The sequence below is a fragment of the Streptomyces sp. XM83C genome, assembly GCF_023072675.1.
Classification (GTDB): domain Bacteria; phylum Actinomycetota; class Actinomycetes; order Streptomycetales; family Streptomycetaceae; genus Streptomyces; species Streptomyces thermocoprophilus.
This window is the reverse complement of sequence record NZ_JALLGL010000115.1, coordinates 1-18,711: the sequence shown is the minus strand read 5'-3', so window position 1 is coordinate 18,711 and position 18,711 is coordinate 1. Positions and strand designations below refer to the sequence as shown.

Here is an 18,711-nt window from a genome sequence, read left to right as displayed (position 1 = left end):
ACCCGCCCCCGCCTCGCCGAGCTGCGGCTCTCCGCGTTCGCCGGGCACCGCCGGGCGCGGCTGCCGCTCGGGGAGTTCACGCTGCTGTCGGGGCCCAGCGGGGTCGGCAAGACGACGGCGCTGACGGCGTACGGGGCACTGGCCCGGCTCGCCGCGGGCGGCACCCTGCGCGAGGCGTTCCCCGACCCGGTCTCCCTCGTGCCGGACGGGGCACGCCCCGACGCCCAGCGGCGGCGCGGCTTCCGTATCGGCTGCACCTCCGTCGGACCCGCCGGGCCGGTCCGGCTCGACCTCGCCGTGCAGGTGGAGCCCGATCTGCGCATCGTCGGCGAGCGGCTGAGCGCGCGGGGTGTCGTGCTGTTCGGGACCGCGCTGGTCGACCCGGGCCGGCGCGCGGTGCAGGCGGCCTGGCACACCGCCGGGCAGGCGCCGGTGACGCGGGCGCCGCTGCCCGACGACCGGCTCGGCACGGCGCTGCTGCCGCTGCGGGTCGCGGGCCGGACGGACGGGCAGAGGCATGTGCTGGCCGCCGCCGAGCAGACCCTGGTGGCGCTGCGGTCGGTCTTCGCCTGCGATCCCCGTCCCGCCGCGATGCGGCGCTCCGTCCCGGTCGGCGAGGGCCGGCTGCTGGGGGACTGCGGCAACTTCGCGGACGTGCTGCGGCGCACCCGCGGCGAGTGCGCGCACCGGCACGCGCGGTTCGTGGCCACGGTCCGCGCCGGCTGCACGGGCCCGGTCGAGGACGTACGGGCGGTACGGGGGCCGGGCGGAACGGTGCGCGCCGTGGTGGACCGGGGCGACGGGACCGTCACGGACTTCCCGCGCCTCGGGGACGGCGAACTGCGCTACATGGCGCTCGCGTTGGTGCTGCTCACGGGTGCGGGCGTGCTGGACGTGGAGGCGCCGGTCGGGGAGGTGCCGGACGCGCTGTGCGCGCTGACCGTGCTCGCCGACGGTTTCGACCGGGGCCTCGATGTGCGTCAGCGCCGCGAACTGGCGCGGCTGGCCCGGCAGACGGTGGCGGGCGGCCACCTGCGCTGCGTGGCGGCGGTGAGCGACGCCGGGTGGGCGGTGGGGGACCGCGCGGTCACGGTGGTACACCTGGAGCCGTGACCGAACCCCTCGACGTACGTCGGCTCCAGCGCAGGCTGGCCGAGTTCGCGGCGGCCCGCGACTGGGAGCCGTACCACACGCCCAAGAACCTGGTCTCCGCGCTGAGCGTGGAGGCGTCCGAACTGATGGAGATCTTCCAGTGGCTGACACCGGAGGAGTCGGCCAGGGTGATGGACGACCCGGAGACCGCTCACCGGGTGCGCGACGAGGTGGCCGATGTGCTGGCGTATCTTTTGCAGCTGTGCGAGGTGCTCGGCATCGATCCGCTCGTGGAGCTCGACGCGAAGATCGACCGCAACGAGCAGCGCTTCCCCCGCCCGGAGGACTGACACCTTCCGATTTCACACTGTGTAATCGTTCAGGCGTCCGAAACCGATTTGTTGTCCACAGATTTCCGTCTTCCTCTGGCTTTCCGTATCACAAACCCTCACTCTGGGTAGTGAACAAGGGAGTTCGGGCGGAGACGTGCGTGAGTACGTCGGTGACGGACGGGGGCGGCGCATGGACGCGGTGCGGCTCATTCTGACGAGCAGGCAGGCGCTCGCGGAGACCGGTGGGATGTCCGGGACGCTGGCGGAGGTGTGGCAGGCGCAGGCACTGGCGCAGGCGATCGGGAGTCGGCTGGCGGTGTCCGGACCGCCCGAACTGCGCGGCGAGGCACTGGGGTTGACGGAGCTGGCGGGCCGTGGCTGCGGGGTGCTGGACATCCCCGACCTCGATCCGGGCGCCCTGCGCGCCGCCCAGCTGACCGAGCTGGACGACGCCCGCGAGACCCTGCTGGCGCTCGGCGGCCTCCTCGCCGAGGTCGGCATGGCACTGGTGGGCGTGGCGAGCGGCGCGTCCGACGAGGCGCGGTACTGGCAGTGCATGGAGGCCATCGACGCGGCCGACGAGTCCCGCGACCGCGTCCTGGAGATGCTGCGCAAACTGGCGGCCAGAGAGGGGGCGTTACCGGAGCGGTGAGACACCGCCGATGAGCCGTCGGCGCGCTACTGTGCCGAGGCGACCCGGGCGGCGGACACCTGACGGACGAATCGCCGCTGCCACGGGACCTCGACCGCGCGCGAGTGATAGGTGCGCCGGACCCACCTGACGGCCTCTTCCGGTGCCATGCCCTCGAAGACGCACAGCGCGGAGAGGGCTGTCCCCGTCCTGCCGACGCCGCCCCCGCAGCAGATCTCCACCCGCTCGTCCAGGGCACGGTCGTACGCGATGCGCAGTGTGCGCATCGCGTGCCGCGGCTCGGCGGGCAGCCAGAAGTCCCGCCAGGGGATCCACAGCGACTCCCACGGCACCTCGGGTGGCTCGTGCCGCGTGAGATGCACCGCCAGCGTGGGGGTCTGCCCCTCGGGCAGCTCATGTCGGAGCCCACGCCCGCGGACCCTCCGCCCCGAAGGAAGCGTGATCACCTTGGGGGTGTCCGATGTCCAGGGCTCGGTCATGATCGATCCTGTCGGGCCGTTCCCGGGCCGGTCGACCGCCGGCCGTCTCCGTCGCTGCCCAACGGTATCCGGGGCCGTCGGCCGGGGGGAGACGAACGCGGAAGCCATGTCCGGGTCCGGTCCGGATGCCCGCCCCGGACCCGTCACGAGGCGGGCCGGACGGCGGCGCTCCGCCACGGGGTGCAGGATGGAGGTATGGATCTTCGCATCTTCACCGAGCCCCAGCAGGGGGCCACCTACGACACCCTTCTCACCGTCGCCAAGGCCACCGAGGAACTCGGCTTCGACGCCTTCTTCCGCTCCGACCACTATCTGAAGATGGGGGACGTCGACGGCCTCCCCGGCCCGACCGACGCCTGGATCACGCTCGCCGGTCTCGCCCGCGAGACCAAGCGCATCCGGCTCGGCACCCTCATGACGGCCGCCACCTTCCGGCTGCCCGGCGTCCTCGCCATCCAGGTCGCGCAGGTCGACCAGATGTCCGGCGGCCGGGTCGAACTGGGCCTGGGCGCGGGCTGGTTCGAGCAGGAGCACACGGCGTACGGCATCCCCTTCCCGAAGGAGAAGTTCGGCCGCCTGGAGGAGCAGCTGGAGATCGTCACAGGCCTGTGGCAGACGAAGACCGGTGAGACCTTCGACTTCCACGGCCGGTACTACGACCTCACCGAGTCGCCCGCACTGCCCAAGCCCGCCCAGGAGAAGATCCCCGTCCTCATCGGCGGTCACGGCGCCACCCGCACCCCGCGTCTCGCGGCCCGCTACGCCGACGAGTTCAACCTTCCCTTCGGCTCCATCGAGGACTCCGAGCGGCAGTTCGCCCGCGTACGCGCCGCCGCCGAGGAGGCCGGCCGCCCCGCCGACGCCCTCGTCTACTCCAACGCCCTGGTCGTGTGCGTGGGCCGCGACGACGCCGAGGTGGCCCGCCGCGCCGCCGCCATCGGCCGCGAGGTCGACGAGCTGAGGACCAACGGGCTCGCCGGCTCCCCGGCCGAGGTCGTCGAGAAGATCGGCCGCTACCAGGAGGTCGGCTCGCAGCGGATCTACCTACAGGTTCTCGACCTGCACGACCTGGACCACCTGGAGCTGATCGCGAGCGAGATCATGCCCCAGCTCGGCTGAGCCCCCCGAGACCGGCCCGCCGGACGTCCACCGTCCCGCGGGCCGGGGACGGCCGGGACCACGCCGTCCCTGCCTCCGCCCCGGCCGGGGGACACCTCCGCAGGGGCCCACGGCACGTCGGCCGCCGAACCCGCCGGACGTCGAAGCCCCCGGCACGGGCGGTCCGCACACCTGGAAACGGTCGCCGCCGGCCGGCGACAGGCCGTGCCGCCGCCCTGGGCGGCAGGGGCGGCGGCGGGTCAGGTGTCAGGGCCGGATCCGCGGTCCTGCGCGGTGGCCGTGAGGGTCAGCCGCAGACGGGGACCGACGGCGAGGCCTCGGCGTACCGGGCGGGGATCCAGCCGCGGCCGTCGGCCAGGCGGTACCAGGTGGTGTTGCCGTCGACCTGCTCTCCGCCGGTCTTGCAGATCACCTGGGTGTGGCTGCCGGGCTTGAGGGAGCCGACCTCCTTGTGCGAGGTGCCAGGGCCCTTGCGGATGACCAGCGACCCCTTGGAGGTGATCTTGGCCTTGTGGTGCTTGACGCGCGAGCAGTCGTCGCTGCACGGGCAGGCCACGAGGGTGATCCGGTTGCTCGTCGCCGTCACGGCCGTGCCGTCGGGGCCCCGTCCGGTGACGGTCGCGATGTCGGAGATCCGTCCGGCTCGGACGTCCGCCGCGGTGGTGGTGTAGGTGGCGGTGCAGACCGTGGACTCGCCCGGCTGAAGTGTGGTCACGGGGCAGGTGACGGCCGGGTTTCCGGGACCGTCGTCGGTGACCGTGATGTCGCTGACGGGCACGGGACCGGTGTTGGTCACCTCGAAGGTGTAGTGGAGCACCTCACCGGGGCCGGTGAACGCGGTCTCCTCGACGTCCTTGCGGATCTTCAGCTTCGGTTCGGTGGACGTGACGGGAACCTCGACCGTGCACCGGCCCGCGGAGGCGCAGCTGCCGCCGGGAGCGGTGGCGGTCACGGTGTTGCCCAGCGTCGGGTTGCCCGAGACGGGCGAGTCGACCTTCACGCGGTAGGTGACCGTGGCCGTGTCACCGGCGGCGAGGGTGCCGTGCCAGGTGAGGGCGGTGCCGGTCAGTTCCGCCGTGCCGGTGGTCGCCTCGATCGAGTCCGGTACGAGCGTCGCGTCGTCGAGCACGCCGGAGAGGTCGTCCGTGAAGGCCGCGTTGGTGACGATCTGACCGGTGTTGGTCACCGTCACGGTGTACGTGACGGTGTCGCCGGCATGGACGGGCCCGCTGGTGGACGCGGACTTCTGCACGGTGTACGACGGGTCCGGGCACTGTCCGGCGTCCTGCTGGGCGGTGGCACCCCAGAAGGCGCGGCCCGTGGCCTCCACGACGGTGACCGGCAACAGGCCGGTGGACTCGGCCGTCGGCACGGAGTCGAGGCGCATGATGTCGCCCGCCGAGCCGAACGCGTACACCTGGTCACCGGACTGGGCGGCGCCGTAGATCTGCGGGAGGGTACCGATCCGGGTCACCGTGTTGTCCGGGTGGATACGGAAGACGGCGGACGGCTGGCCGGTCTGGCCCTCCGGTGAGGCGAACGCCAGGATGTCGCCGTCCGCCAGGGTCAGGAAGTCGCCGGCCGAGACGAACCCGTCGGGGAACGCATACGGTGCGACGCTGCTCGCCCCGGTGGCGGGATCGATCAGGAAGATCTGGCTGGTCTTGAAGGAACCGGCGATCAGCCGGCCGTCGGCCGCCGCCGTCAGGCCGTTGACAGAAGACCCGCCCTGCGCGCTCAGATCCGCGATGGGGCCCGTGATCACAACGCTCGCGGTCTCCTCACCTGTGGTCGGAGCGATGGTGTACAGGGTGGTCGAGCCGAGGCCGGGGAAGTCGACGCCGTACAGCGTCGCGCCGTCGGTGCTGAACGCGATGTCGCCGTAGTCGCGTACCAGCGGCACCGACGACAACTGGGTTCCGTCCGTGCTGTACTCGCCGAGCTGCCGGGCCGCGCCGCCGGTGTTGGCCCACAGCGGGCTGGGCGGGCACCGGCCCGTGTGGCCGCGGGCCGGTGCCCGCCGCCCGGCCGGGCAGCGGCCTCCGCACCCGCGAGGGCCACGCTGCCCGTGAGACCCAGCACCACAGCCACGGCGATGCCGGTGAACCGGCGCCGCGCGACGCGTCGAGGAATCGTCATCCAGTCCTCCTAGTTCTGCCGGGCGGTGCCCTCACCGCCTCGTCCCGGGGCGCCGTCGTCCGGTCGCCCGCTGGGATGGATGCGCACACCACGCCGCACGAGTCACGTAGGGCGCTTGCCATGACGCTCTCGCGGAGCACAGGGATCACCCCCCTGCACCAGCGCCGCTCCCCTGTTCGGACCCTGTCCGGTGCCTGCGGACAGCGAGAACACCCGGCCCCGCGGGCGACACCCCGCCCCGGCGGCCGACGCACCCGCAGCGGCCCGCGGCCGTCCACGCCCAAGGCTAAAATCACTGGTCACGATCGAGTCCGGGCTCCAGACTCGGACACATGTTCCTGACCATCGGCACCACCGGCACCCCGGAGCGCCCCGCCACCGACCTCGGCTTCCTGCTGCACAAGCACCCCGACAAGGCGCAGGCGTTCTCCACGTCCTACGGCACCGCGCACGTCCTGTACCCCGAGGCGGACGAACGGCGCTGCACAGCGGCCCTGCTGCTGGAAGTGGACCCGGTGGCGCTGGTCAGGCGCGGCAAGGGCAAGGGGCGCGGCGGCGCACCCGACGCGGCGCTCGCCCAGTACGTCAACGACCGTCCGTACGCCGCGTCCTCCCTCCTCGCCGTGGCGCTGAGCGGCGTGTTCAGCAGCGCCATGCGCGGGGTGTGCCGCGCCCGGCCCGAACTGCCCGGCGAGGCCCGCCCCCTGCGCGTCGAGGTGCCCGCGCTGCCCGCGCGCGGCGGCCCCGACCTCGTACGGCGGCTGTTCGAGCCGCTCGGCTGGACGGTGACCGCCGAACCGGTGCCGCTGGACGCCGAGTTCCCCGAGTGGGGTGCCTCCCGGTACGTCTCCCTCGTCCTCACCTCCGAGACCCTGACGCTCGCGGAGGCGCTGCGGCATCTGTACGTGCTGCTGCCCGTGCTGGACGACGCCAAGCACTACTGGGTCGCCCCCGACGAGGTGGACAAGCTGCTGCGGGCCGGTGAGGGCTGGCTGCCCGGCCACCCGGAGCAGAAGCTCATCACCTCCCGCTATCTGTCGCGCCGCTGGTCGCTGACCCGGCAGGCGATGGAACGCCTCGAGCTGGTGCGGCTCGCCGAGGCCGACGACAGCGAGGTCGAGGAGATCGACAACGCCGTCGCCGAGGACACCGGCGACGAGGAGAAGCCGACGCCGCTCGCCGTGCAGCGCCGTGACGCGATCCTCGCCGAGCTGCGCGCCGCCGGTGCCGCCCGGGTGCTCGACCTGGGCTGCGGTCAGGGCCAGCTGGTGCAGGCGCTGCTGAAGGACCCGGCGTACACGGAGATCGTCGGCCTGGATGTGTCGATGCGGGCGCTGACCATCGCCGCGCGCCGGCTGAAGCTGGACCGCATGGGCGAGCGGCAGGCGTCCCGAGTGAAGCTGCTGCAAGGCTCGCTCGCCTACACCGACCGCCGGCTCAAGGGGTACGACGCCGCCGTGCTCAGCGAGGTCATCGAGCACCTCGATCTGCCGAGGCTGCCCGCCCTGGAGTACGCGGTGTTCGGCGCGGCCCGCCCCCGCACGGTCCTCGTGACCACGCCGAACGTCGAGTACAACGTGCGCTGGGAGTCCCTGCCCGCAGGCCATGTCCGGCACGGCGACCATCGCTTCGAGTGGACCCGCGCGGAGTTCCGCACCTGGGCCGAGGCCGTCGCCGCACGGCACGGCTACGCCGTGGAGTTCCGTCCCGTCGGCCCCGACGACCCCGAGGTGGGCCCGCCCACTCAGATGGCCGTCTTCACCCGGCTCACCGACGACGACCGCGGGAACGGCACCGGCAAGAACGCCACCGGCAGGACCGACACCAGCAAGCCCCACGACACGACCGACGACAAGCCCCACGACACGACCCGCGCCAAGACCGACGACACGACCCGCGCCAAGACCGACGACAACACCGAGAAGGAGGCGACGGCGGCATGACCGAGACCACGACCACCACCCCCGCACAGGGCCGTGTGCTGCCCGTCACCGACCTGTCCCTCGTCGTCCTGATCGGCGCGTCCGGCGCGGGCAAGTCCACGTTCGCGCGCCGCCACTTCAAGCCCACCGAGGTCCTCTCCTCCGACTTCTGCCGCGGCCTGGTCAGCGACGACGAGAACGACCAGAGCGCCAGCCGCGACGCGTTCGACGTGCTGCACTACATCGCCGCCAAGCGCCTCGCCGCCGGCCGCCGCACCGTCGTCGACGCCACCAGCGTCCAGAAGGAGGCCCGCAAGCAGCTGATCGACCTGGCCCGCGCCCACGACGTGCTGCCCGTCGCGATCGTGCTGGACGTCCCCGAGGAGGTGTGCGTCGCCCGCAACGCGGCCCGCACCGACCGCGCCGACATGCCCCGCCGGGTCGTGCAGCGCCACATCCGCGAACTGCGCCGCTCCCTGCGCGGTCTGGAGCGGGAGGGCTTCCGCAAGGTGCACGTGCTGCGCGGCGTCGAGGAGATCGACAGCGCGGTGATCCGCACCGAGAAGCGGTTCAACGACCTCACCCACCTCACCGGCCCGTTCGACATCATCGGCGACGTCCACGGCTGCTCCGCCGAACTGGAGGCCCTGCTCGGCAAGCTGGGCTATGTCGACGGCGTCCACCCCGACGGCCGTACGGCGGTGTTCGTCGGAGACCTCGTCGACCGCGGCCCGGACAGTCCGGGCGTGCTGCGCCGCGTGATGTCGATGGTGAAGTCGGGCAACGCGCTGTGCGTGCCCGGCAACCACGAGAACAAGTACGGCCGCTTCCTCAAGGGCCGCAACGTGCAGCTCACGCACGGCCTCGCCGAGACCGTCGCCCAGATGGAGGGCGAGAGCGAGGAGTTCCTCGCGGAGGTGCGGGAGTTCATCGACGGCCTCGTCAGCCACTACGTCCTCGACGGCGGCAAGCTGGTCGTCTGCCACGCCGGTCTGCCCGAGAAGTACCACGGCCGCACCTCCGGCCGGGTCCGCAGCCACGCCCTGTACGGCGACACGACCGGTGAGACCGACGAGTTCGGGCTGCCGGTGCGCTACCCGTGGGCGGAGGACTACCGGGGCCGGGCCGCCGTGGTGTACGGCCACACCCCGGTCCCGCACGCGACCTGGCTGAACAACACGATCTGCCTGGACACCGGCGCCGTCTTCGGCGGCAAGCTGACCGCGCTGCGCTGGCCGGAGCGGGAACTGGTCGACGTACCGGCGGAGCGCGTCTGGTACGAACCGGCGAAGCCGCTGCGCCCGGAGGCCCCCGGCGGGCACGACGGGCGTCCCCTGGACCTGGCGGACGTGCACGGCCGGCGCGCGGTGGAGACCCGGCACGCGGGCATGGTCGCCGTTCGGGAGGAGAACGCGGCGGCGGCGCTGGAGGTCATCAGCCGGTTCGCGATCGACCCCCGCCTGCTGCCGTACCTGCCGCCCACCATGGCGCCGACCGCGACCAGCCACCTGGGCGGCTACCTGGAGCACCCGGCGGAGGCGTTCGCGGCGTACGCGAAGGACGGCGTCGAGCGGGTCGTGTGCGAGGAGAAGCACATGGGTTCGCGGGCCGTGGCCCTGGTGTGCCGGGACGCGGAGACCGCGAAGCGGCGCTTCGGCACCGACGGCGGTGTCACCGGCTCCCTCTACACCCGCACCGGGCGGCCCTTCTTCGACGACGAGAGCGTTACCGAGGAGATCCTCGCCCACTTGCGCACCGCGATCGGCGAGGCCGGGCTGTGGGACAGCCTGGAGACGGACTGGCTGCTGCTGGACGGCGAGCTGATGCCGTGGTCGTTGAAGGCGTCCGGGCTGCTGCGCACCCAGTACGCGGCGGTCGGCGCCGCCTCCGGTGCCGCGCTGCCCGCCGCGCTCACCGCCCTCGAGGGCGCCGCGCAGCGGGGCGTGGACCTGGGCGGGCTGCTGGAGCGGCAGCGGCAGCGGGCCGCGGACGCCGCCGCGTTCACGGCCGCGTACCGCCGCTACTGCTGGGCCACCGACGGCCTGGACGGCGTGCGCCTCGCGCCGTTCCAGATCCTCGCCGTGCAGGGCCGCAGCCTCGCCGCGCTCCCGCACGACGAGCAGCTCGCCCTGCTGGACCGGCTGGTGGAGCACGACCGGACGGGCCTGCTCCAGACCACCCGGCGCCTGTACGTCGACACCGGCGACCCCGAGTCGGTGCGTGCCGGCGTCGACTGGTGGCTGGAGATGACCGGCCGCGGCGGCGAGGGCATGGTCGTCAAGCCGCTCGGGGCGCTGGTCCGCGACGCGGAGGGCCGGCTGGTGCAGCCCGGCATCAAGTGCCGGGGCCGCGAGTACCTGCGGATCATCTACGGCCCCGAGTACACGCGCCCGGACAACCTGGCCCGGCTGCGGCAGCGGCACCTCGGCCACAAGCGGTCCCTGGCGATCCGTGAGTACGCCCTCGGTCTGGAGGCCCTGGACCGGCTCGCGGACGGCGAACCGCTGTGGCGGGTCCACGAGGCGGTGTTCGGTGTGCTGGCCCTGGAGTCGGAGCCGGTGGACCCCCGCCTGTGACGGCCCGCGGCGGCACATGTGGGGGGACATGATCCCCGGTCGGGGATCGGAAGCGCATCGGAAGCGCTGAACCGGTCCCCGACCGGCGGATGTCAGGCAAAGTGACTGTGGTCATATCTACGGAACACGCGAGACTCCGGCGGCCCGCCGGGAGTTGCGAGGACCCATGAACCACACCTACGAGCCGCCGAGCCTGTTACCCGCTCCCGGCACGGAGCGGACCCACGCTCTGATCATCGCGGGCGTCCCCCTGCTGCTCGTCCTGCTCCTGGCGATCGTCCCCGCCCTGGCGTCGGACGGCGACGACGACTACTACGGGGACTCCCTCTACGGCAGCGGCGGCTTCGGCGGCTTGCCGTCCCTCACCCACGACCCGACCGACGACGAGACCGAAGACGACACGTACGACGACGACACCTACGACGGCGACACGTACGACGACGGCACCGACGGCGACACGTACGACGACGACTCCACGGCCGGCACCGACGAGGAGACCGCCGACGAGACGCCCACCTACGAGGAGACGTCGGCCGAGCCCACCGACGACGCGAACGGCGACGCGGTCGTCGACCCGTCGGAGTCACCGGACCGGACGGTGACCCGCTACTACGACGCCATCAACGCAAGCGAGTACGCGACCGCCTGGGAACTGGGCGGCAAGACCTTCCACACCTCCTTCGACGAGTTCGTCGCGGGCTTCGCCGACACCGCGAGGGACGACGTCGTCATCGACTCCGTCGACGGCGACACGGTGACGGTGACCCTGTACGCCACCCAGACCGACGGCACGCAGAAGTCCTTCCACGGCCAGTACACCGTGACCGACGGCGTCATCACCGACGGTTCGCTCACCCAGACCGGCTGAACGAAGCGGAGCGACCACACCCATGGCGAGCAATCACCTCACCGTCCCCGCCCCGGCGCCCGAGCCCGGCCGGCCCGCACCGGGCCGCCCCACCCCCGACGCCACCAGCAACGCGACCCGGCTGCTGTGCGCCGGCACCTACCTCGACCCCGTCTACCGCACCGCCGTCATCCGCGAACTCCTCACCCACCGCTTCCGCGTGGTGGCCCCCTCGTACGGCTACGACGCCGTGCCCGTCCTCGGTCACGCCCTCGCCGCGCGCCGCCTGCACCGTATGCGGCTGGCCGCGCTCGCCGCGGGCGCCGCCCTGATCCTCGTGCTCACGGTGGCCGGCGCGCTCGGCGGGTTCACCGCGTTCCTGCTGGTGCTGTGGCTGCTGTGGGCCACCGCGTTCTTCCGCCGCGTCGTCACCCTCCAGGTGCTCGTACGGCGTCTGCGGCCCAGATCCGACGGCCGGTTCGACGGCGCGTACCCCGAGCACCCGGACCTGACGCGGGAACTCGTGCACAAGATCAACCGGCAGCAGACCGCGGACGGCACGATCATCCGGTACGGCGGCTACAAGCCGTTCGTCGGCGCCGGCGTGCCCGTCCGCAACTGGTCCAACGCCCAGTTGCTGGTCGGCGCGCCCGAGAGCCCGTTCGAGGCGGGCCGCCCCGCGCCCGCGGTGCCCGGCGCCGTCGGCCGCGAGCTGAGGCGCAAGCAGGTCGTCCCCTTCACCGCGGAGGAGATGACCGCCCGCATCGCCGAGCGCATGCAGCAGGTGCTGCGCGACCAGACCGCAGCCGACCAGCGCATCGACGGGCTCACCGTCGAGCGCAGCACGTTCACCACCGCCGTCACCACCGTCCGCGACGTGGGCCGCGACCCGACACCGGAGGACCTCGACCGCCCCTTCGTCGACGACCCCCACGAGCCCGGCCGTGTCTATCTGTGCATCCGGGTCGGCACCTGGGACCAGGAGCTGGTCACCACCGCGTTCGTCGGCTTCGACCTCAAGGGCAACACCCTGCACACCGAGTTCTACTCGTACGTCCTCGCCCCCATCGAGGAGAGCTTCCGCCTGGTGGACCGGCTGCCCGAGCGCCTCGACGGCAAGCTGCTGCTGAAGGTCGCCTGGCACACCCTCGGCGGCTCGCCCGGCGCCACCGTGCGCTCCGCGATGCTCCGGACCGGGACGCTCGTCATGCCGTGGAAACGCGACCGTGTGAAGGTCCCGCAGCCCCTGGACACCAGCGAGTTCGGCTTCGGCCGCTACGCGGACCTGCTCGTCAACCGCGGCGCCGTCACCAGCGTCCGCGAGATGGCCACCCGCGACACCTTCCGCGTGTTCTTCCAGCAGACCGACACCGTCAAGTACACGCAGATCGTCGAACGCCAGCTGCTCCACGTCATCGGGGAGTTCCTGTACGAGCACAACGTGGACCTCGCCGAGTACGAGGCCCGGCAGACGAACATCCTCAACCAGAACTTCGGCAGCAACAACACCTTCGGCAGCCACAGCAACTTCGGCCCGGGCAACCAGTTCAACAACAACTCCGGCAGCCAGAGCCGGCAGGGAGCATGACACCGATGGGCGACAGGTACGAAAGCCACCAGAACTTCGGCGGCGGCAACACCTTCGGCAGCCACAGCAACTTCGGCTCCGGCGACCAGGACAACAGCAACTCCGGCACCCAGTACTTCGGCACGCAGCCCCCGGCCGCCCCGCCGACCCCCGCACCCCCGGCATCCGTGCCGGGGCAGGCCACACCGGGCGGCGCCGCCGAGCCGTCGGCACCCGGCACGCCCTCTGCGGACGTCCGCCGCAATGTGTTCGTCGTCCACGGGCGCGACGAGGAGGTGCGGCTGAAGATGTTCGACCTGCTGCGCCTGCTCGATCTGCGCCCGCTGGAGTGGGAGGACCTGGTGCGCGCCACCGGCAAGACCGCCCCGTTCCTCGGCGAGGTCGTCGCCAAGGCACCCGAACTCGCCCAGGCCGCGATGGTGCTGCTCACCCCGGACGACGTCGTGCAGCTGCACCCCGCCCTGCGCGGCCCGTACGAGCCGCCGTACGAGACCGAGCCGACCGGGCAGCCCCGGCCCAACGTGCTGATCGAACTCGGCATGGTGCTGATGGCGTACCCGGAGCGCACGCTCATGGTGGAGGTCGGCCGGATGCGGTCGATCGCCGACATCGCCGGCCGCAACGTCATCCGCTTCGACGGCACCGACACCGCCCTCGGCAAGATCGTCGAACGGCTGAAGCTGGCCGGCTGCACCGTCAACGACACCGGCTCCGACTGGCGGCACACCGCGCCCTACCGCTACCTCGCCGCGTACGACCGCGTCCCGCCGGCGGCACCGCCCGCCCGCTGAGCCACGGTACGGGCCCGAGGCCGGGGGAGGGGCCCGTACCGCCCGGCGCCGCACGGCCGGGGCCCGCCGCATCGGGCCCCGCACACCGTGGCACGGCGCAGGCGGCGCCCGGCGTCAGTCATGACGCCGGGCGCCCGCCGCAAGGGACGCCAGGAACGCGCCCGTCTCCGTGAGATCGATCCGCCCCAGCTCACCGGGGCGCACCACCACATGCAGCTCGCGGCAGACCATCCGCTCCCAGGAGTGCACCACGAACGACAGCAGGATCAGCCGCAGCAGACTGTCCTCGTCGAGATCGTGCAGCCGCGCCAGCCCCGCCCCCACGAGCGGCATCGTCACCCGCTCCAGCTGACCGTGCCGCTGAACCGCCTCCCACAGCCGGTCCAGGCCCAGCCACAGATCCCGCACACCCGACGAGGCGACACAGTCGTTGCCCATCCGGCTGTACGCCACCGCGAACACCAGCCGGGGCCGGGCGCCCAGCACCGCGACCGTCCCCATCGGGTACCGCACCCGCTTGCCGCGCGGCTTGTCCCGTACGTCCTCCGTGGCCACCGGCGTCACCCCGGCCAGCGCGGCGTCCAGCTCCGCGTCCAGCCGGGCCGCGTCCCCCGCGTACCGGCGGGCCAGCAACTGGCCCTGCACACTCCCGTCGTTGATCACCGTTCCGTCGCCCACGACCGTGTCGAACGTGTCGGTGAACCCCACCACCAGATGACCCGGCTGCTCGAAGAGATCACCCTCCTCGACGACCACCGTCATACCCGGCCGGGAGAACTCCTGCCGCACCGAGGCCTGCGGCCGGGCCCGCACCACACCCCACGCCAGACACAGCGCCACCGACCCGGCCAGCACCAGCCGTGGCCGCGACACCGTGTCCGGGAACAACTGCCCCACGAACTGCACCACCGCCGACACCGCGCCGAAAGCCGCGAGCACACTGCCCGCGAACAGCCGCCGCCACCGCCACGACCGCCGCATCCGTGCCCCCGCGTCCACGCTTCTCATGTTCCCCCGTACGCCATCTTGGTACTCTGACCGCACTGTTGACGGGATGTCACGCGACGGAGGGGGCGAGGCGCGTGCAGACCCGGTCGCCTGTCGTCCGCCTGAGTGTCCTCGGACCCGTCCTGCTGCACGTGGACGGTACCCCCGTACGGCTCACCCCGCTCACCACCCGCCTGCTGCTGCGCCTGGTCGCCGCCGAGGGCGAGCCGATCACCGCGCGGCAGCTGTACCGGGACGTGTGGCAGCAGACCGTGCAACTGCCGCGCCAGGACCAGCGCAACCGCAACGAGGTGCAGAAACGCATCCTGGAGCTGCGGCGCGCCCTCGACCTCGCCGGACCCGGGCAGGGCACGCGGATCGTCCCCACCGGGCAACTGCCCACCGCGCGCGGCGCCGAGAGCACCTACCGGCTCGCCCTCGACCCCGGCGAACTGGACAGCGCCGAGTTCACCCGGCTCGTCGGCGAGGCGCTGCGCGCGGCGCCCGCCACCGCGGTCCGGCTGCTGGACGAGGCGCTGGCGCTGTGGCGCGGCACCCCGCTGACCGAGGTCCGCGACGAGGACTTCGCCGCGGTCGCGGTAGGCCGGCTCGTCCGGCTGCGGGAGAGCGCGCTGCGCGCCCTGGTCGAGGCGCACAGCGCGCTCGGCCGCTGGGACCTCGCCCTGCCGGTCGCCGAACTGGCGGCGCGGGAGAGGCCCGACGACCCGGAGGCCGCCGCCGCGCTGGCCCGCGTCGACGCCCGGCTGCGCGAGCAGCACGGCGATGTGCTGCTGCGGCACACCCTGCGCGGGCTGCGGGTGGACGTCGTGGTGGTGCGGGGCGACCTGTTCGACCAGGACGACGCCAATCTCGTCGTCGGCTTCTCCGACACCTTCGACACCGAGCCCGACGACGTCGTGATCAGCCGGGAGAGCGTGCAGGGCCAGCTCGTGGACCGGCTGTTCGACGGCCGGCACCGGCAGCTCGACGAGCGGCTGAGGCGCGGCCTGAAGGACATCGCCCCGCTGGCCACGGAGAGCATGCGGGCGAAGCGGCGCGGCCGGCGCACCCGCTACCCGATCGGCACGGCCGTGCCGGTCCCGGTCGGCAACCGGTGGGTGTTCGCGCTGGCCTACTCCCGCCTCGGCAACGACCTGCGGGCCCGCTCCGCCCCCGCCGACCTGCGTCTCAGCCTGGAGCGGCTGTGGCCGGCGGTGGCCCTGCACGGCCGGTTCAAACCGGTGGCGATCCCGCTGATCGGCTCGGGGCTGGCACGTGTCGTCGAGCTGGACCGCACCCAGCTGCTGCTGGCGATCGTCGAGACGTTCACCCGCAGCCTCGCCGACGATCCCGCCGTCAGCCCCGAGCTGCGCATCGTCCTGCGCGGCGAGGACCTGGAACGCACGGACCTCACGGCGGTCGAGGAGTTCCTGCGCAAATCCGACGAGCAGCCCCCGCTCACCTCCTGACATCTCCACACGCCCATCGAAGATCACTCCCCGCTTCCGCCACCACCCACCGGCCTCTGCACCCCCGCTTCCGTCCCGCTTCCGACGGGGCTGCGGGCGGCGGCCCGACGTGGCCTCGGGCAGTGGTGCGGCGGAAAACTCCCGAGCGGGGGGTGAACCCGGAGCTTCCCGGTCAGGATGGAGTCATGGGATTCCACGTCGACTCCGAGGCCGGCCGCCTCCGTCAGGTGATCCTGCACCGGCCGGATCTAGAGCTCAAAAGGCTCACGCCCAGCAACAAGGACGCCCTCCTCTTCGACGACGTCCTGTGGGTGCGCCGCGCCCGCGCCGAGCACGACGGCTTCGCGGACGTCCTGCGCGACCGCGGCGTCACGGTCCACCTGTTCGGTGATCTGCTCGCCGAGACGCTGGAGATCCCGGCGGCCCGGAAGCTGGTGCTGGACCACGTCTTCGACGAGAAGGAGTACGGCCCTCTCGCCACCGACCATCTGCGCGCCGCGTTCGAGACGCTGCCCGCCCGTGAGCTGGCCGAGGTGCTGGTGGGCGGCATGACCAAGCGGGAGTTCCTGGACGCGCACGCCGAGCCGGTGTCGGTGCGGTTCCATGTCATGGAGCTGGACGATTTCCTGCTCCGGCCGCTGCCGAACCATCTGTTCACGCGGGACACCTCCGCCTGGATCTACGACGGCGTGTCCATCAACGCGATGCGCTGGCCGGCCCGGCAGCGGGAGACTGTGCACTTCCAGGCGATCTACCGGCACCACCCGCTGTTCCGTGGGGAGGACTTCCATGTGTGGTCGGAGGGCCAGGCCGACTATCCCTCCACCATCGAGGGCGGTGACGTCCTGGTCATCGGCAACGGTGCCGTGCTGATCGGCATGAGCGAGCGCACCACCCCGCAGGCGGTGGAGATGCTCGCGCACAAGCTGTTCGCGGCCGGGTCGGCGCAGACCATCGTGGCGCTGGACATGCCCAAGCGGCGGGCGCTGATGCATCTGGACACGGTGATGACGCAGGTCGACCACGATGTGTTCACCCAGTACGCGGGGCTCGGCATGCTCCGCTCCTACACGATCGAGCCGGGCACCGAGGGCAAGGAGCTGAAGGTCACCGACCATCCGCCCGAGCACATGCACCGGGCGATCGCCGCCGCGCTCGGGCTGAGCGAGATCCGTGTGCTGACGGCCACGCAGGACGTGCACTCGGCGGAGCGGGAGCAGTGGGACGACGGCTGCAATGTGCTGGCCGTGGAGCCGGGCGTGGTCGTCGCCTATGAGCGGAACTCGACGACCAACACGCATCTGCGCAAGCAGGGCATCGAGGTGATCGAGATCCCGGGCAGCGAACTGGGCCGGGGCCGGGGCGGTCCGCGCTGCATGAGCTGCCCCATCGAACGCGACCCGGCGGGCTGAGGGACACCGGGGCACGCGACACCGGTGTGGGCGACACCGGGGTGAACGACACCGGCGGCTGCGGCACCGGGGTGAGGGACACCACGCGGACCGAAAGGATCAGGCCGTATAGAAATTCAGAACTTCGTATAGACTTTCATGGGTCCGCTGATCCCCGTCACCCTAGTGGAGCGCCCCCATGGCGACAGTCCCGACCGCCCTCGCCGGCCGCCCCTTCCTGAAGGAGCTGGACTTCACGGCAGAGGAGTTCCGCGGCCTGATCGAGCTGGCCGCGGAGCTGAAGGCCGCGAAGAAGGCCGGGACCGAGACACCGTATCTGCGCGGCAGGAACATCGCCCTGATCTTCGAGAAGACCTCGACGCGCACCCGCTGCGCGTTCGAGGTCGCCGCCGCCGACCAGGGCGCCCACACCACATACCTCGACCCTTCCGGCTCGCAGATCGGCCACAAGGAGTCCGTGAAGGACACCGCCCGCGTCCTCGGCCGGATGTACGACGCGATCCAGTACCGCGGCGACAGCCAGGACAAGGTCGAGGAGCTGGCCGCGTACGCGGGCGTGCCCGTCTACAACGGTCTCACCGACGACTGGCACCCCACGCAGATGCTCGCCGACGTGCTCACCATGACCGAGCACAGCGCCGAGCCGCTCACCGACATCGCCTACGCCTACCTCGGCGACGCCCGCTTCAACATGGGCAACTCCTATCTGGTCACCGGCGCGCTGCTCGGCATGGACGTGCGGATCGTCGCCCCGAAGTCGTACTGGCCGGCCCAGGACGTCGTCGACCGGGCGCGTGAGCTGGCCGAGACCAGCGGGGCGCGGATCACGCTGACCGAGTCCGTCGCGGAGGGCGTGCGGGGCGCGGACTTCGTCGCCACCGACGTGTGGGTGTCCATGGGCGAGCCGAAGGAGGTGTGGGACGAGCGGATCGCCGCTCTCGCCCCGTACGCCGTGACCATGGACGTGCTGCGCGCCACCGGCAACCCGGACGTGAAGTTCCTGCACTGCCTGCCCGCCTTCCACGACCTCGGCACGAAGGTCGGCCGGGAGATCTTCGAGTCGCACGGCCTGGACTCCCTGGAGGTCACCGACGAGGTCTTCGAGTCGGCGCACTCGACCGTCTTCGACGAGGCCGAGAACCGCCTCCACACCATCAAGGCGATCCTCGTCGCCACCCTCGCCTGACAGTGAGGATGTGACGTGGTGACGCCGCTGGTGGGTCTGACCCCTCGCCTGACTGACGTCTCGACTGTCCTGTTTGGGATTTGTCGGCCCGCCGGGCGTCACCACGCACGCGGCCGGACG

General features: G+C 72.1%; 15 protein-coding genes. 12 read left to right on the top strand and 3 right to left on the bottom strand.

Going from position 1 to position 18,711, the window contains the following annotated elements:
- The 3 genes from MTQ10_RS15255 to MTQ10_RS15245 all read left to right on the top strand — a co-directional run.
- Nucleotides 1-1,113, top strand: a 1,113-nt coding sequence (locus MTQ10_RS15255) for an ATP-binding protein (protein WP_247467867.1), incomplete at its 5' end; no start/stop codon positions are given.
- Complete coding sequence (locus MTQ10_RS15250) at nucleotides 1,110-1,442, top strand: nucleotide pyrophosphohydrolase (RefSeq protein WP_247467864.1); 333 nt, start codon at nucleotides 1,110-1,112, stop codon at nucleotides 1,440-1,442. The genes MTQ10_RS15255 and MTQ10_RS15250, both read left to right, overlap by 4 nt.
- A gap of 172 nt (nucleotides 1,443-1,614) precedes the next feature.
- Entirely contained in the window at nucleotides 1,615-2,076 is a 462-nt protein-coding gene (locus MTQ10_RS15245) for a DUF6099 family protein (protein WP_247467873.1), read from the top strand.
- 26 nt (nucleotides 2,077-2,102) lie between these two features.
- Here MTQ10_RS15245 and MTQ10_RS15240 read toward each other — a convergent pair whose 3' ends face one another.
- A complete protein-coding gene (locus MTQ10_RS15240; RefSeq protein ID WP_247467861.1) occupies nucleotides 2,103-2,555 on the bottom strand; it encodes a protein-tyrosine phosphatase family protein in 453 nt (150 codons plus the stop codon).
- Between the two features lie 195 nt (nucleotides 2,556-2,750).
- Here MTQ10_RS15240 and MTQ10_RS15235 point away from each other — a divergent pair, with 195 nt between their 5' ends.
- On the top strand, nucleotides 2,751-3,674 hold the full coding sequence (locus MTQ10_RS15235) for an LLM class F420-dependent oxidoreductase (protein WP_247467858.1): 924 nt from the start codon (nucleotides 2,751-2,753) through the stop codon (nucleotides 3,672-3,674).
- 286 nt (nucleotides 3,675-3,960) lie between these two features.
- On the opposite strand, the gene MTQ10_RS15230 is transcribed toward MTQ10_RS15235, so the two are convergent.
- Nucleotides 3,961-5,577: a DUF7507 domain-containing protein gene (locus MTQ10_RS15230; protein ID WP_247467870.1), complete on the bottom strand. Its 1,617-nt coding sequence runs from the start codon at nucleotides 5,575-5,577 to the stop codon at nucleotides 3,961-3,963.
- Nucleotides 5,578-6,145: 568 nt separating this feature from the next.
- On the opposite strand from MTQ10_RS15230, the gene MTQ10_RS15225 reads away from it, so the two are divergent.
- The 5 genes from MTQ10_RS15225 (at nucleotide 6,146) to MTQ10_RS15205 (ending at nucleotide 13,537) form a co-directional block, all read left to right on the top strand.
- Nucleotides 6,146-7,756 carry a 3' terminal RNA ribose 2'-O-methyltransferase Hen1 gene (locus tag MTQ10_RS15225; protein ID WP_247467855.1) on the top strand — a complete coding sequence of 537 codons (1,611 nt, stop codon included), beginning with the start codon at nucleotides 6,146-6,148 and terminating at the stop codon, nucleotides 7,754-7,756.
- Nucleotides 7,753-10,311, top strand: a complete 2,559-nt coding sequence (locus MTQ10_RS15220; protein WP_247467853.1) for a polynucleotide kinase-phosphatase — start codon at nucleotides 7,753-7,755, stop codon at nucleotides 10,309-10,311. Before MTQ10_RS15225 ends, MTQ10_RS15220 begins: the two co-directional genes overlap by 4 nt.
- A gap of 166 nt (nucleotides 10,312-10,477) precedes the next feature.
- The gene (locus MTQ10_RS15215) at nucleotides 10,478-11,179 is read left to right on the top strand and encodes a hypothetical protein (RefSeq protein ID WP_247467850.1); all 702 of its coding nucleotides are present in this window, start codon (nucleotides 10,478-10,480) and stop codon (nucleotides 11,177-11,179) included.
- Nucleotides 11,180-11,201: 22 nt separating this feature from the next.
- Nucleotides 11,202-12,746 carry a hypothetical protein gene (locus MTQ10_RS15210; RefSeq protein WP_247467848.1) on the top strand — a complete coding sequence of 515 codons (1,545 nt, stop codon included), beginning with the start codon at nucleotides 11,202-11,204 and terminating at the stop codon, nucleotides 12,744-12,746.
- Between the two features lie 5 nt (nucleotides 12,747-12,751).
- On the top strand, nucleotides 12,752-13,537 hold the full coding sequence (locus MTQ10_RS15205; RefSeq protein WP_247467846.1) for a TIR domain-containing protein: 786 nt from the start codon (nucleotides 12,752-12,754) through the stop codon (nucleotides 13,535-13,537).
- Nucleotides 13,538-13,651: 114 nt separating this feature from the next.
- Here the strand turns inward: MTQ10_RS15205 and MTQ10_RS15200 are convergent, their stop codons facing one another.
- A complete protein-coding gene (locus MTQ10_RS15200) occupies nucleotides 13,652-14,536 on the bottom strand; it encodes a macro domain-containing protein (protein WP_247467844.1) in 885 nt (294 codons plus the stop codon).
- Nucleotides 14,537-14,676: 140 nt separating this feature from the next.
- Between MTQ10_RS15200 and MTQ10_RS15195 the strand changes: the two genes are divergently transcribed.
- The 3 genes from MTQ10_RS15195 to argF all read left to right on the top strand — a co-directional run bounded on the left by MTQ10_RS15195 (nucleotide 14,677) and on the right by argF (nucleotide 18,591).
- Complete coding sequence (locus MTQ10_RS15195; protein ID WP_247467841.1) at nucleotides 14,677-15,993, top strand: macro domain-containing protein; 1,317 nt, start codon at nucleotides 14,677-14,679, stop codon at nucleotides 15,991-15,993.
- Nucleotides 15,994-16,178: 185 nt separating this feature from the next.
- The gene (locus MTQ10_RS15190; RefSeq protein WP_247467838.1) at nucleotides 16,179-17,405 is read left to right on the top strand and encodes an arginine deiminase; all 1,227 of its coding nucleotides are present in this window, start codon (nucleotides 16,179-16,181) and stop codon (nucleotides 17,403-17,405) included.
- A gap of 178 nt (nucleotides 17,406-17,583) precedes the next feature.
- Nucleotides 17,584-18,591, top strand: a complete 1,008-nt coding sequence (gene argF / locus MTQ10_RS15185) for an ornithine carbamoyltransferase (RefSeq protein ID WP_247467835.1) — start codon at nucleotides 17,584-17,586, stop codon at nucleotides 18,589-18,591.
- Nucleotides 18,592-18,711 lie beyond the last annotated feature (120 nt).

Excerpts from the sequence above, each read along its gene's own strand:
- MTQ10_RS15220 (WP_247467853.1), top strand. The coding sequence starts at position 7,753 with ATGACCGAGACCACGACCACCACCCCCGCACAGGGCCGTGTGCTGCCC.
- MTQ10_RS15235 (WP_247467858.1), top strand. The coding sequence starts at position 2,751 with ATGGATCTTCGCATCTTCACCGAGCCCCAGCAGGGGGCCACCTACGAC.
- MTQ10_RS15190 (WP_247467838.1), top strand. The coding sequence starts at position 16,179 with ATGGGATTCCACGTCGACTCCGAGGCCGGCCGCCTCCGTCAGGTGATC.
- MTQ10_RS15225 (WP_247467855.1), top strand. The coding sequence starts at position 6,146 with ATGTTCCTGACCATCGGCACCACCGGCACCCCGGAGCGCCCCGCCACC.
- MTQ10_RS15240 (WP_247467861.1), bottom strand. The coding sequence starts at position 2,555 with ATGACCGAGCCCTGGACATCGGACACCCCCAAGGTGATCACGCTTCCT.
- MTQ10_RS15215 (WP_247467850.1), top strand. The coding sequence starts at position 10,478 with ATGAACCACACCTACGAGCCGCCGAGCCTGTTACCCGCTCCCGGCACG.
- MTQ10_RS15205 (WP_247467846.1), top strand. The coding sequence starts at position 12,752 with ATGGGCGACAGGTACGAAAGCCACCAGAACTTCGGCGGCGGCAACACC.
- argF (WP_247467835.1), top strand. The coding sequence starts at position 17,584 with ATGGCGACAGTCCCGACCGCCCTCGCCGGCCGCCCCTTCCTGAAGGAG.
- MTQ10_RS15210 (WP_247467848.1), top strand. The coding sequence starts at position 11,202 with ATGGCGAGCAATCACCTCACCGTCCCCGCCCCGGCGCCCGAGCCCGGC.
- MTQ10_RS15245 (WP_247467873.1), top strand. The coding sequence starts at position 1,615 with ATGGACGCGGTGCGGCTCATTCTGACGAGCAGGCAGGCGCTCGCGGAG.